The organism is Flexivirga oryzae, assembly GCF_014190805.1.
Lineage (GTDB): Bacteria > Actinomycetota > Actinomycetes > Actinomycetales > Dermatophilaceae > Flexivirga > Flexivirga oryzae.
On record NZ_JACHVQ010000002.1, the window covers coordinates 375,351 to 388,801 of the forward strand.

General features: G+C 68.5%; 12 protein-coding genes. 2 read left to right on the top strand and 10 right to left on the bottom strand.

The genetic code is table 11. The features are described 5' to 3' along the window. Positions 1-101: 101 nt before the first annotated feature. Positions 102-2,447: a bifunctional metallophosphatase/5'-nucleotidase gene (locus FHU39_RS14795; protein WP_183321365.1), complete on the top strand. Its 2,346-nt coding sequence runs from the start codon at positions 102-104 to the stop codon at positions 2,445-2,447. A gap of 96 nt (positions 2,448-2,543) precedes the next feature. Here FHU39_RS14795 and FHU39_RS14800 read toward each other — a convergent pair whose 3' ends face one another. Genes FHU39_RS14800 through FHU39_RS14845 form a run of 10 tightly spaced genes read right to left on the bottom strand, consistent with a single transcriptional unit; the run spans position 2,544 to position 12,577 of the window. Further along, the gene (locus FHU39_RS14800; protein WP_183321366.1) at positions 2,544-3,758 is read right to left on the bottom strand and encodes an alpha-hydroxy acid oxidase; all 1,215 of its coding nucleotides are present in this window, start codon (positions 3,756-3,758) and stop codon (positions 2,544-2,546) included. A 5-nt stretch (positions 3,759-3,763) separates the two neighbouring features. Next, positions 3,764-4,774 (bottom strand): aldo/keto reductase, encoded by a 1,011-nt coding sequence (locus tag FHU39_RS14805; RefSeq protein WP_246336582.1) that lies wholly within the window; start codon positions 4,772-4,774, stop codon positions 3,764-3,766. Beyond that, on the bottom strand, positions 4,771-5,616 hold the full coding sequence (locus FHU39_RS14810; protein WP_343065913.1) for an amidohydrolase family protein: 846 nt from the start codon (positions 5,614-5,616) through the stop codon (positions 4,771-4,773). The genes FHU39_RS14805 and FHU39_RS14810 overlap by 4 nt, the downstream gene beginning before the upstream one ends. After that, a complete protein-coding gene (locus FHU39_RS14815; protein ID WP_343065915.1) occupies positions 5,613-5,939 on the bottom strand; it encodes an L-rhamnose mutarotase in 327 nt (108 codons plus the stop codon). The genes FHU39_RS14810 and FHU39_RS14815 overlap by 4 nt, the downstream gene beginning before the upstream one ends. After that, positions 5,936-6,682 (bottom strand): SDR family NAD(P)-dependent oxidoreductase, encoded by a 747-nt coding sequence (locus FHU39_RS14820; protein WP_183321367.1) that lies wholly within the window; start codon positions 6,680-6,682, stop codon positions 5,936-5,938. The genes FHU39_RS14815 and FHU39_RS14820 overlap by 4 nt, the downstream gene beginning before the upstream one ends. After that, positions 6,679-7,509 (bottom strand): fumarylacetoacetate hydrolase family protein, encoded by an 831-nt coding sequence (locus FHU39_RS14825; protein ID WP_183321368.1) that lies wholly within the window; start codon positions 7,507-7,509, stop codon positions 6,679-6,681. The genes FHU39_RS14820 and FHU39_RS14825 overlap by 4 nt, the downstream gene beginning before the upstream one ends. 54 nt (positions 7,510-7,563) lie before the next feature. Further along, the gene (locus FHU39_RS14830; protein WP_183321369.1) at positions 7,564-8,592 is read right to left on the bottom strand and encodes an ABC transporter permease; all 1,029 of its coding nucleotides are present in this window, start codon (positions 8,590-8,592) and stop codon (positions 7,564-7,566) included. Further along, positions 8,585-10,117 carry a sugar ABC transporter ATP-binding protein gene (locus FHU39_RS14835; RefSeq protein ID WP_183321370.1) on the bottom strand — a complete coding sequence of 511 codons (1,533 nt, stop codon included), beginning with the start codon at positions 10,115-10,117 and terminating at the stop codon, positions 8,585-8,587. The genes FHU39_RS14830 and FHU39_RS14835 overlap by 8 nt, the downstream gene beginning before the upstream one ends. Before the next feature lie 28 nt (positions 10,118-10,145). Continuing rightward, positions 10,146-11,207, bottom strand: a complete 1,062-nt coding sequence (locus FHU39_RS14840) for a sugar ABC transporter substrate-binding protein (protein ID WP_183321371.1) — start codon at positions 11,205-11,207, stop codon at positions 10,146-10,148. 35 nt (positions 11,208-11,242) lie between these two features. Then, positions 11,243-12,577 carry an enolase C-terminal domain-like protein gene (locus tag FHU39_RS14845; RefSeq protein ID WP_183321372.1) on the bottom strand — a complete coding sequence of 445 codons (1,335 nt, stop codon included), beginning with the start codon at positions 12,575-12,577 and terminating at the stop codon, positions 11,243-11,245. A 181-nt stretch (positions 12,578-12,758) separates the two neighbouring features. Here FHU39_RS14845 and FHU39_RS14850 point away from each other — a divergent pair, with 181 nt between their 5' ends. Next, a complete protein-coding gene (locus FHU39_RS14850) occupies positions 12,759-13,436 on the top strand; it encodes a FadR/GntR family transcriptional regulator (protein ID WP_183321373.1) in 678 nt (225 codons plus the stop codon). Positions 13,437-13,451 lie beyond the last annotated feature (15 nt).

A 13,451-nucleotide genomic window follows, 5' to 3' on the forward strand; every position in this document is an offset into this window, starting at 1 on the left:
TAATCTTCCGTGATCTGGCAGGCGAACGGGGTACGCGCTGCCTCATTTCGGCAGGTCATGTCGACCGACGAGGAGAGTGGACACGCGTGACACATCGAAGAATGAGACTGGGGGCCGCCTTCATCGGCACCCTGACAATGGCAGCCGGTATGACGCTGGCAGCGCCGACGCACGCCACGGCTGCCCCGGGTGACACCCAGGTGCAGATCCTGGGCATCAACGACTTCCACGGCCGCATCCAGGCGAACGGTCAGGAGGCCGGCGCCGCGGTGCTCGCCGGTGCGGTGAACCAACTGCGGGCCGAGCAGCCCAACACCACGTTCGCGGCCGCCGGCGACCTGATCGGCGCCTCGACCTTCGAGTCGTTCATCGCGCACGACAAGCCGACGATCGATGCGCTGAACGCCGCCGGTCTCGAGGTGTCCTCGGTCGGCAACCACGAGTTCGACCAGGGCTACAACGACCTAGTGGACCGGGTGATGGCACCGTACGACGCCACGACCAACCCCTACGGCGGCGCGCAGTGGAAGTACCTGGGCGCCAACGTGAAGTTCAAGGACTCCGGCGACCCGGCCCTCGACCCGACCTGGGTCAAGGACATGAACGGTGTGAAGGTCGGCTTCGTCGGTGCGGTCACCGAGCACCTGCCCGAGCTCGTCTCTCCCGGCGGCCTGGAGAACATCCAGGTCACCGACATCGCCAGCGCCGTCAACAAGGAGGCCGACGCGCTGAAGGCCAGCGGCGAGGCCGACATCGTGGTGATGCTGGTCCACGAGGGTTCGCCCGACACCGACTGCTCCTCGGTGACCGACCCGACCAACGACTTCGGCAAGATCGTCACCACCCTGGACGACAACGTCGACGCGGTGATCTCCGGCCACACCCACCTGACCTACAACTGCATGGTGGACGTGCCGGGCTGGGCCGGGCGTGCCGTCACCCAGCGACCGGTGGTGTCCGCCGGTCAGTACGGCTACAACCTGGACCAGTTGAACTTCAGCGTCTCCGCGGCGGGTGACGTGACCGGGATCGAGTCCAACACCCTCGCACTGACCAAGGAGGTCCCGGACCCGGCCGACCCCACGAAGACGATCTGGGAGGCCAACTACGCCCCCGACGGCACGGTCGGTGAGATCGTCTCCAAGGCGGTCGCCAACGCCGACGAGCTCGGTAAACAGCCGTTGGGCAACATCGACGGGCCGTTCAACCGGGCAAAGGACTCCACCGCCGTGGAGAACCGCGGTGGCGAGTCCACCCTCGGCAACCTGGTCGCCGAAGCGCAGCGGTGGGCCACCGAGTCCGCGACGACCGGGTCGGCACAGATCGCCTTCATGAACCCGGGCGGGTTGCGCGCCGACATGGTCGGCAACAACGAGTCCGGCTACCCGGCGGTCCTGACCTACAAGCAGGCCGCGACGGTGCAGCCGTTCGCCAACACCCTGGTCAACATGGCGCTGACCGGGGCGCAGATCCGGCAGGTGCTGGAGCAGCAGTGGCAGCCGGACGGTGCGTCCCGACCGTTCCTGCGGCTGGGCATCTCGAAGGGCTTCACCTACACCTACGACCCGGCGGGCGCGACGAACGACCACATCCGGCAGATGTGGCTGAACGGCGAGCCGATCGACGAGAGCGCCACCTACTCGGTGACGGTCAACTCGTTCCTCGCGGCCGGTGGTGACAACTTCCTGGAGCTGGCCAATGGCACCGACAAGAAGGACACCGGTCAGACCGACCTGCAGGGCATGGTCGACTACATGGCCGCGAACGCCGCGGATTCGGCTCTGCCGGTTGACAACTCGCAGCGGTCGGTCGGCGTGCACTTCCCGGACGGCGCTCCTGCGTCATACCACCCGGGCGACACGGTGGCGTTCGACCTGTCGTCGCTGTCGATGTCGACCGGCACAGCGACCGACAGCTCGGTCACGGTCAGTCTGGGCGACACTCAGCTCGGCACGTTCCCGGTGGACAGCACGGTCGGCACCGCGAAGGACGACGAGACCGGTACCGCGAGCGTGAGCGTCACGCTCCCGGCGGGCACGCCGGCCGGCACGGCCGCCCTCACCGTCACCGGTGACACCACGGGCACCACCTCGCAGGTGGCCGTCACCGTCGAGGCCGCACCGACGACCCACACCAAGGTCTGGCTCACGGCGCACAACAGGGTGCAGCGCTACGGCAAGGGCCACGGGACCAAGCTCACCGCCTGGGTCGTTCCCGCGAAGGGCAAGGCCAAGCGGGTCCCGGTCCAGTTCTTCGACAACGGAGTCCGGATCGCGACCGTCACCACCAACGGTGCCGGTAAGGCGGACTACCGGCTGTCGAAGTACGCGGCACCCGGTACGCACCGCATCACCGCGCGCTACACGGCGCCGAACGGCGCGGTGGTCACGTCCAACCGGGTCGTGATCCGGGTGATCGGCGGCCACCACCACCGTCACCACCACTGATCGATCGCCACTGTGCCCCGCTGACCGGTCTCCGGTCGGCGGGGCACAGCCGTGTCCGCGGGCCGACGGAGCCGGGTCGGCGGTTCGGGCGGGCCGTCAGCTCAGTTGGGTGACGTGCGCGGGCTCGAGTTCGGCCAGGGAGGCGACGCCGAGGAGTTTCATGGTGCGCACGATCTCGTCGGTGAGTATGGCGATCATCCGGTCGACACCTTCGCGGCCGCCGGCCATCAACCCGTACAGGTAGGCGCGGCCGACCAGGGTGAAGTCCGCACCCATCGCGATCGCGGCGACGATGTCCGCACCCGACATGATGCCGGTGTCGATCGCGATCTGCGTGTCCTTGCCGACCTCGCGCACCACCTGCGGCAGCAGCCGGAACGGCACCGGCGCCCGATCCAGCTGCCGTCCACCGTGGTTGGACAACACGATCCCGTCGACACCGAGGTCGACGAGCTTGCGAGCATCGGCCACCGACTGCACACCCTTGACGACCAGCTTGCCCGGCCACATCCCGCGGATGACGTCCAGATCGTCGAAGGAGATCGTCGGATCCATTGCCGCGTCCAGCAATTCGCCGACCGTGCCACCGGTGGACGACAACGACGCGAACTCCAGCTTCGGGGTGGTCAGGAAGTCCCACCACCACCACGGCCGGGGTATGGCGTTCAGCACCGTCCCGGCGGTCAGCTGCGGCGGGATCGAGAACCCGTTGCGCTTGTCCCGCAACCGCGCACCCGCGACCGGGGTGTCCACGGTGAAGAACAACGTGTCGAACCCGGCAGCGGCGGCACGCTCGGTCAGCCGGTAGGAGATCTCCCGGTCCCGCATCACATACAGCTGGAACCAGTTGCGGCCGTGCGGGTTCGCAGCCTTCACGTCCTCGATCGACGTGGTCCCCAGGGTGGACAGTGAGAACGGTATGCCGGCAGCGCCCGCGGCGCCCGCCCCTGCGGTCTCACCCTCGGTCTGCATGAGCCGGGTGAAGCCGGTGGGCGCGATCCCGAACGGCAGCGCCGACCGACCCCCGAAGATCTCGCACGAGGTGTCGACCTCGGCAGCCCCGCGCAGGATCCCCGGGTTGAACTCGATGTCCCGGAACGCGGCACGCGCCCGTTGCAGCGACAGCTCCTCCTCGGCGGCCCCGTCGGTGTAGTCGAACGCGGCTGCCGGAGTGCGCCGCTTGGCGACCCGGCGCAGGTCGGCGACCGTCAGCGCGGCGTCGAGGCGCCGGCGCTTGCCGTCGAACTGCGGCTTCTTGAACCGCATCAGCTCGAACACCTCTGCGGGCTTCGGGACCTGCCGTTGAACCATGCCAGCTACCTTTCCGGGGGACGTTGCCATTGTGCACCGGCGATCTCGTCGAGTTGGACCCAGAGCCGCTGTGGGATCCGGACATCCCAGTTGGCGCGAGCGGCGCGCACCTCGTGGGGTGAACGCAAGCCGGCGACAACGGCTGCCACCTCGGGGCGCCGTGTCCCGGACTGCAACGCCGCTGCGGGCAACGGAACTCCGACGGCCGATGCGGCGGACGCGAGCTCCCGAGCCCGCGTCACCAGGTCGTGACCAGCGGGTGCGTAGTCGAACGTCGCACCGTCGGCCGGCGAATTCGTCGCCAGCAGGCCGGAGTTGAAGGGACCCGCGACGACCACCGAGACACCACCGGACGCCGCCTCATCCAGCAGTGAGCGCGCACTGCGGTCCAGCAGCGTCCACCGGCCGGCGACCATCACCACGTCCACCGGTGTCTCGCGCACGAACCGCCGCAACGGTTCGACGAAGTTCATGCCGACGCCGATCGCACAGACCACACCCTCGTCGCGCAGCTCGGCCAGCGCGGCCACCGTCTCCGTCACCGCCTGGTCCATGACGTCTTCCGGGTCGTGGATGTAGGCGATGTCGACGTAGTCGGTGCCGAGCCGGTGCAGCGACTCCTCGACGGAGCGGCGGACACCGTCACGCGAGTAGTCCCGGCGACGTGTCAGGTCACCGGGGACGTCGAAACCACCTGCCGACAGGTCGGATCCGGTCGGTTCCGGGTTGGGCACGATCAACCGGCCGACCTTCGTCGACAGTTGGTATGACGCCCGCGGCCGTCCGGACAACGCCGCTCCGAGACGGAGCTCGGACAGCCCGAGCCCGTAGTGCGGTGCGGTGTCGAAGTATCGGATGCCGCAGTCCCACGCCGCGTCCACGGTGGCCCGGGCGGTGTCGTCGTCGATGGCGGTGAAGAGGTTGCCGAGCGGTGCGCAGCCCAGGCCGAGGACGGCGTGGGATGTGCCGGTGGCGGCACCACCGCCGGCGTCGGCCATGGTGAGCTCGGGCCTCATGCGACGCCCAGCCGATAGGTCCGCACCGCGGTCCCGCCGAACACGTCCGCCCGCTCGTCGGGCGACAGGTCCTGGGTGAATTGCACTGCTGTCCCGATGGCTTCGTCGTAGCTGCCGGCGAGCAGACAGACCGGCCAGTCGGACCCGAACATCGTCCGATCGGCTCCGAAGGTCTCGAGCAACGTCTCCGCGTAGGGACGCAACGTCTTCGGGTCGAGACTCGGCGGCTGCGCCTCGGTGGCGAGCCCGGACAACTTGACGGCAACGTTCGGGCACCCGGCCAGCTCGCGGAGTTGCGAACGCCACGGGTCGAGCGCGCCCGACGCGATCGGCGGCTTGCCGCCGTGGTCCAGCACGAAGCCCAGCTGCGGCACGGCCCGCACCGCATCGAGCACCATGGGCAGCTGATCGGCGCGGACCACCAGGTCGTAGACCAACCCGGCACCGGCCACGGCCGCCAGGCCACGACGCACCGCGGGCCGGGCGAGCCACTGCGGGTCGGACTCCTCCTGCACCTGGTGGCGGATGCCGACGAGCCGGTCACCGCCGGATCCGCCTCGCACGGCTGCCAGTTGCTCGGCCACGTCGGCAGCTTCCAGGTCGGTCCAACCGACGACACCGGCGACGGCCGGCGTCGCCGCGGCCAGTGCCAACAGCTCCGGCGTCTCCTGCGGCACGCACACCGTCTGCACGACGACGGTGCCGTCGATGTCATGGGCACGCAGGGCCGGCGCGAGCTCGTCATACGAGAAGGAGCGCCGCAGCAGCGGCAACTCCTTCGTCCACGGCTGGTCGCGGACCGCCAGGTCCCACACGTGGTGGTGTGCGTCAATGCGGGTCACAGGTGGAAGACCTCCTCGGCGGGCGCCCACCACTGCCCGTCCGCGGCCGTGGCAACCGGCGCCTGGCACGGGTCGGTCAGCTGCCACCACCGCTGCGTCGCCGGGTCGTCGGCGATCGCCTGCATGTCGGATTCATAGTCCTCACCGGTGTATTCGAGGTAACTGAAGAGCAACCCGTCACGCAGGAAGATGGAGTAGTTCGAGACGTGCGCGTGCTGCAGCGTCGCCAGCACCTCCGGCCAGACGTCGGCGTGCAACCGCCGGTACTCCTGCTCCATACCGTCCTTGAGCCGGATGACGGAGGCGACCCGGCGCACGCTCACTTGCGCAGCCGCAGGCCCGCCATGCCGCCATCCACGGCCAGCGTGGTGCCCGTGGTCGAGCCGGCGCCCGGCGAGGCGAGGTAGGCCACGGCGTTCGCGACCTCCTGCGCCGACACCAGGCGACCGTGCGGCTGACGCGCTTCCAGTGCCGCACGCTCGGCCGCGGGGTCGTCCGCCGCGTCGAGCAGCCGGCCGACCCACGGAGTGTCGGCCGTGCCCGGGTTGACGGCGTTGACCCGGATGCCCTCGGCGATCAGGTCAGCGGCCATGGCGAGCGTGAGTGACAGCACGGCGCCCTTGCTGGCCGAGTAGAGGGCGCGGTTGGGCAGGCCCGCGGTCGCGGCTATCGAGCAGGTGTTGACGATCGCGGCGTGGTCCGACGCGCGCAGGCTGGGCAGTGCGGCACGCGTGACACGCACCAGACCGAGCACGTTGATGTCCAACACCTTTCGCCACTCGTCATCGTCGTTGGCGTCGATGCCGCCCTGTGCGCCGACGCCGGCGTTGTTGACCAGGATGTCCAGTCCACCCAGCCTCTCGACCGCGGCAGCCACGGCGGAGCGGACCTGCCCGTCGTCGCTCACGTCCGCGTGGACGAGGTCCAAGCCGTCGGGCGCGGTGTCGGCGCGGTCCAGCACCACGACACGGGCACCCCTGTCGCGCAGCACCGTCGCGGTGGCCAGACCTATCCCGGACGCACCACCGGTCACCAGTGCGGTCAGTCCGTCGAATTCCTCGCTCATGCTTGCGCAACCTCCTGTCGCTGGGCGCCGAGCCCGTCGATCTCGATCTCCACCACGTCACCGGGGCGCAGGTATGGCGCGTCGGCCCGTCCGAGTGCCACGCCTGCCGGTGTACCGGTGTTGATCACATCACCGGGCCGCAGCACCATGAACTGGCTGATGTACCACACCAAATGATCCACCCCGAAGACCATGTCCGCGGTCGTACCGTCCTGCATCACCACACCGTTGACGCTCAGTCGCAGCCGTAGCGCCTGCGGGTCGGCGACCTCGTCCGCGGAGACCAGCATGGGCCCGAACGGGTTGAACGTCTCGCAGTTCTTGCCCTTGTCCCACTGTCCGCCGCGCTCCAACTGGAAGGCGCGCTCGGACACGTCATGGCTGATCGCGTAGCCGGCGATGTGCGCTGCCGAGTCCGCGGGGCTGGACAGGTAGCGCGCCTCGCGGCCGATCACCACCGCGAGCTCCACCTCCCAGTCGGTCTTGGTCGAGCCGAGTGGGATCAGCACCGGATCTGTGGCCCCCACGACGGTGTCGGGAGCCTTCATGAAGAGGATCGGCTCGTCCGGGATCGCAGCACCGGTCTCTGCGGCGTGGTCGCGGTAGTTGAGGCCGACGCAGATCACCTTCCCGATCCCGGCGAGCGGTGGTCCGACCCGGCCCTGCGGGTGAACCTCCGGCAGGGCTGCGAGGTCCGCACCGAGGACGGTCTGCAGCGTCGCTCCGGTCACGTCGTCGACCAGCGGCGACAGGTCCCGCCATACACCGTCCCGGTCGGCCGCGAAGGGCCGTTCCTGCCCCGGCTCGCCGTAGCGTGCAATCCGCATGTGTGAGTGAACTCCTTTGTCAGGTATCAATTTTCGTTGGGTGTATGGCGCGGCTCAGTCGCGTGACCGGCCGGAGATGACGCGGGTGATCACCAGCACGACGAGGATCACGCCACCGTTGAGGAAGTCGAACCATTCACCGCTGACCCCGGCGAAGGTCAGCACGTTCTGCACCAGGTAGAGCAACAGGATGCCGGTGAAGGCGCCGACCAGGCTGCCGCGTCCGCCGTTCAGGCTGACGCCGCCGATGACCGCCGCGGCGAACACGGTGAAGATCGAGCCGTTGGCCTGGCTGGAAGCGACCGACGCCAAGTGCCCGGACAGCATCAGTCCGCCGATCGCCGCGAGCAGGCTGGCGATCACGAAGATGCCCATGTAGGTCCGGTCGGTCCGGATGCCGGCTGCGCGCGCCGCGTCGACGTTGCCGCCGATGGCGTAGAGCGAGCGCCCGACCCGTAGGTAGCGCAGCGTGACGGCGCCGATCGCGAACGCCAGCACGCAGATCCAGATGGCTGCCGGGATGCCGAGCCAGTTGGCGGTTCCGACGTAGGTCATCGACGAACTCATCCCGAAGAAGGTCTGACCGGAGGAGATGCCGGTCAGCAGGCCGCGCAACGTGATGAGCATGCCGAGGGTCACGATGAAGGCGTTGAGGCCCAGCTTGACCACGAGTACGGCGTTGATGACTCCGATCGCCACACCCACGAGCAGCGTCACGGGGATCGCGAAACCTCCTGGCAGCACGTGGATTCCGTGATGCACCCCGCCAGGGAGAGTCAGCCAGGCAGCGATGCCCGGCGCGAGGCCGGCGGTCGACTCCAGTGACAGGTCCATCTTGCCGGTGAGCAGCACGAGGGTCTCGGCGAGCACCAGCAGCCCGATCCAGGACATCGACACCAGCACGTCGCTCAGGTTGGTCCAGGTGAAGAAGTGCGACGACACGAATGATCCGATGATCAGGATCAGGATGATCGGTGGCACCAGCGCCAGGTCGCGGAAACGCGCCAGGCTCAGCTGTTTCCGGCCACCGTGCACTGCCACGGACGGCATCGTCGCCGCCTCGGCCTTGGTGGTCTCAGTCATCGGAAAGCTCCACTCCCTCCATGGCCGCAACGATGTCGCGGTCGTCCCACTGGTCTTCGAACTGCGCCACCTGCCGGCCGCGGAAGACGACGCTCACGCGGTGGCAATACCGCAGGTCCTCCAGGTCGTCGGTGACGATGAGGACGGCCGCGCCGCGCTCCGTGGCGTCGACGGCGGTCGCGAGCAGCGACTCCTTCGAGCGCACATCGACCCCGGCGGTCGGCGCCATCAGCACCAGCACCTTCGGGTCGTCGGCGATCGCCCGTGCGGCGACCACCTTCTGCTGGTTGCCGCCGGAGAGCTCCCCCGCGGCCTGGTCCGGGTTCGCCGGCACGATGTCGAGCCGCTTGATCAGGCCCCGTGCGTATGCCGCCTGCCGTTTCGGGCTGACCCACCCGTGGCTGCCGAGCCGGTGCGGCACCGACATCGTCGCGTTGTCGCCGATCGTGAGACCGTCGACGAGGCCCTCCTGGTGCCGGTCCTTGGGCACGAAACCGACGCCCGCGCGGTGCGCCCGCGGCACGCTGCCCGGCCGTAACCAGTTGCCGTCGATGGTGATCGTCCCGGCCCGCGGCGTCTGCAAACCACAGACCGCTTCGGCGATCTCGAACTTCCCGCTGCCCCCGCCGCCGGCCAGTCCGACGATCTCGCCGGGCCGCACCGCGAGGTCGATGCCGTCGTATGCCGTCCCGGCGAGTCCGTCGAGCTGCAGGCCGCCCGTGGCGCGCCGGTCCGGTCCGGGCGGCCGGGGATCACTGCGCACCGCGGCCTTCTCCCCCGTCATCGCCTCGACCAGGGTGGTGCGACTGAGTTCGTCGACCCGGCCGCTGCGCACGAACTGCGCGTCGCGGAAGACCGTGACGCTTTCGCACAGCTCGAAGATCTCCTGCAGGTGATGACTGATGTAGAGGAAGGTGACGCCCTGCGATCGCAGCGCCCGCACCCGCTCGAAGAGCCGCTGGACGCCGGTGCCGTCCAGCCGCGCCGTCGGTTCGTCCAGGATGACGAACCGGGCGCCGAACGACAGAGCACGCGCGATCTCGACATACTGCTTCTGCTCGATCGTCAGGTCACGTGCCGTGGTTGCCGGGTCGATGTCGAGCTGCCACTCGGCCAGCAACTCGGCAGCCTTGTCCTGCAACCGCTTCCAGCTGATCATTCGCCCTCCGTCCACCGCTTGGCGGTTCACGAAGAGGTTCTCGGCCACGCTCAACTCGTCGATGACGGTGAGCCGCTGGTAGACGCAGGCGACTCGCTGCCGCCACGCTTCCCGATCGGCGAGGGGCGGGGCGGGCACTCCACCCAGCTCGACCGTGCCGGTGTCGGGCGCCTGCAGGCCGGTCAGGATCGACACCAGGGTCGACTTGCCGGCCCCGTTGCGCCCTACCAGTGCGTGCACCTCGCCCTCCGCGACGTCCAGGTGGACGTCGCGCAGGGCACGGGTCGCGCCGAATGTCTTGCTCACTCCCGTGACCCGCGCCGCCCGGACGGCGGCGTCGGGAGCGTTCGCAGCGGCGGTGCTCATGGTGTCCTTCCAGTCATACTGCGGCGGGTCAGCTGACCGCGTTGCCCCAGAGGGCCTTGTCCGTCACTGCCTTGGAGCCGGGGTACTTGCCGTCGATCGTGACCAACGGTGCCGGAATCTGGTCCTCCAGCAAACCCTTCCGGACGGCGATGATGGTTCCGCCGTGCCCGTCCGGTCCCGCCTTCTGCTTCTTGCCGGCGATCGCGTCCTTGATGTACTGCAGGGCGTACTTCGAGTAGAGGTCCGCCGGCTGGGAGACGGTCGCGTCCATCTGACCGGACTTGATCGCCGCGTATTCGGCGGGCACACCGTCGTTGGACACGATCACGATGTGACCGCTCTTGCCGCGCGGCACCAGCAGGTGCTTCTGCTTCAGCGCCTGCAGGGTCGAGGGCAGGTAGATGCTCGCCTGCATGTAGATGGCGTTGATCTTGTTACCGGCCAGCACAGTGTTCAGCTTGGAGATCGCCGTCGGCGGGTCCCACTTGGTCGCCTCGCCGAACACCTTGACGTTCGGGTAGTTGGCCTTCATGCACGCGTTGAACGCCTGGGTGCGGTCCCGGCCGTTGATGGAGCCGAGGTCGCCCTCGAACATCACGACGTTGCCCTTGCCCTTCAGCGTGTCGCCGATGTACTTGCAGGCCTTCTCGCCATACGCCTTGTTGTTGGCGCGCACGACCATGTAGACGTCACCGCTGTCCGGCCGGGTGTCGACCGAGACGACCGGGATCTTCTTCGCCGCCAGCTGCGACAGGGTGGGCACGACCGCCGCCGTGTCCTGCGGTGCAATCACGACTCCCTTGACGCCTTGCGCCACAAGGGTGTTCACGTTGTCGGCAAGCTTGCTGATGTCGTTCTGCGAGTTCGTCGTCTTCATGCTGACGCCGACCTTCTTGGCCATCTCCGGCATGTACTTGATGTAGGCGTTCCAGAAGTCGGAGTCCGACCTGGGATAGTCGACACCGACGAGCGGCTTGTCGCCCGCCGAGTCGCCGGAGCTGCCGGATCCGCCGCCGCTGCTGGAGCAGGCGGAAACCCCAGCACAGAGCGTGGATGCGATCGCGGCTGCCGCGAGAGTCTTCAATCGCATGGAACAGATTCCTTCCTTGGTGCCGAGTGGTGTAGTCACCCGGTCGTGTGGTGGGTGTTTCCGGTCGTTTCGTCCGCCGACGCGGTCCACACCACGCCGTCCGGGAAGCTGTAGTCGCGCAGGGTGTCGGGCAGCATGCGTGCGCCGGAGCCGGGCGCGCGTGGTGCGCGGTAGGCACCACCGGTGACCACTGCCGGGTCCTCGAAGTGCTCGTGCAGGTGGTCGACGAACTCGATCCACCGGCCCTCGGTGGTGCCGCTGACCGCGACGAAGTCGAACATCGACAGGTGCTGCACGACCTCGCACAGCCCCACGCCACCGGCATGCGGGCAGACCGGCACGCCATACTTCGCCGCGAGCAGCAAGATGGCGATGTTCTCATTGACGCCGGCGACGCGGCAGGCGTCGATCTGGCACACGTCGATCGCGCCACTGGCCAGCAGTTGCTTGAAAATCACTGCGTTGGCTACGTGTTCGCCGGTGGCGACCCGCACGGGGTGCACTCCCTCGGCGATCGCGCGGTGACCGAGGATGTCGTCGGGGCTGGTGGCCTCCTCGATCCAGTAGACGCCGTGCGGTGTCAGCCGGCGCACGTTGGCGATCGCCTCGTCGACGCCCCACCGCTGGTTGGCGTCGACCGAGATCAGCACGTCCGGGCCGACCAGGCCGCGCACCAACTTCACTCGGCGCTCGTCGTCGTCGATGTCGGCGCCGACCTTGAGCTTCAGGTGGGTGAAGCCGTCCGCGACGGCCTCCCCGACCAGGCGGGTCACCTTCTCGTCGGAGTAGCCGAGCCAGCCCGCTGAGGTGGTGTATGCCGGGTAGCCGGACTCGCGCAGGTGCGCCATCCGCTCGGTGCGGGCGGCAGCCGCGCGCTCCAGCAGGGCCAGCGCCTCACCGGGTGTCAACGCATCGGACAGGTAGGTGAAGTCGACCAGGTCGACCAGTTGCCGCGGAGTCATCTCGGCCAGCAGCGCCCACAGCGGCAGGCCGGCGCGGCGTGCCTTCAGGTCCCAGACCGCGTTGACCACGGCGCCGACGGCCATGTGCATCACGCCCTTCTCCGGGCCGAGCCAACGCAATTGGCTGTCGGAGACGAGCCGTCGCCAGAAGGCGCCCATGTCACCGAGCACCTCGTCGACGTCGAGACCGACGACCATCGCCTCGACGGCGTGGATGGCGCTCGCGGCAACCTCGTTGCCGCGGCCGATGGTGAAGACGAAGCCGTTGCCCGCGTCGCCGTCACTGGTCGGAACGGTGACGTAGGCCGCCGAGTAGTCCGGGTCGGGGTTCATGGCGTCCGAGCCGTCCAGCGACCGCGACGTCGGAAACCGGACGTCCGATACTTCGAACGGTCTGAACTCGGCCATCAATGGAACCCCTTGCACAACAGAAGATCGGATGTTTCGTGAGAGATCGTGGCGTGCGCGCCGGGGCCGCGTCAAGCACTTCCGCAAAATTCATCGGATGTCTCTTGCGCAACGTGCCGTTCGGCGCCGAAAAATGACGCATACTGTGCGAGAGCGCCGACGGACGGGAAAGGGAGGTGCGATGGCTGTCACCGATGACGCTGTCGAGAAGCTGCGCGGGATGATCCTCGAAGGCACCCTGAAGCCGGGCGACCGGCTTCCCAAGGAAGCCGACCTGGCTGCCACCCTCGGGCTCTCCCGCAACTCGCTGCGCGAGGCGGTGCGCGCCCTCTCGATGGTGCGCATCCTCGACGTGCGACAGGGCGACGGCACCTACGTCTCCAGTCTCGCGGCAGACTCCCTCGTCGAAGCGCTGACCTTCATCATCGAGTTCCACCGCGACGCTTCGGTCCTCGAACTCCTTGAGGTGCGAAGGGTTTTGGAGCCCGCCGTGTGTGCCCGCGCGGCAAACCTCGCAACCGAGGACGACATCCAGGCCCTGGAGGCGGTGCTCGCGAAGTCGACCGCGTCCTCGCCGGTCGACGACCTGGTCAGCGCGGACCTGGAGTTCCACCGCACGATCGCCAAGTGCTGCGGCAACCCGGTGCTCGCGTCCCTGGCCGAGTCGCTGTCCGGGCCGACCCAGCGCGCCCGCATCTGGCGGGGTATGACGGAGGAGGGCGCGCTCGAACGCACGCTGCGCGAGCACGCCGCGATCCTGGACGCGATCCGACGGCACGACGCCGAGATCGCCGCCGCCTGGGCGGCGGTCCACATCGGTGGCGTGGAGGACTGGCTGCGGGAGAACCTCGCCGATTAGACCGATGAATCCCGC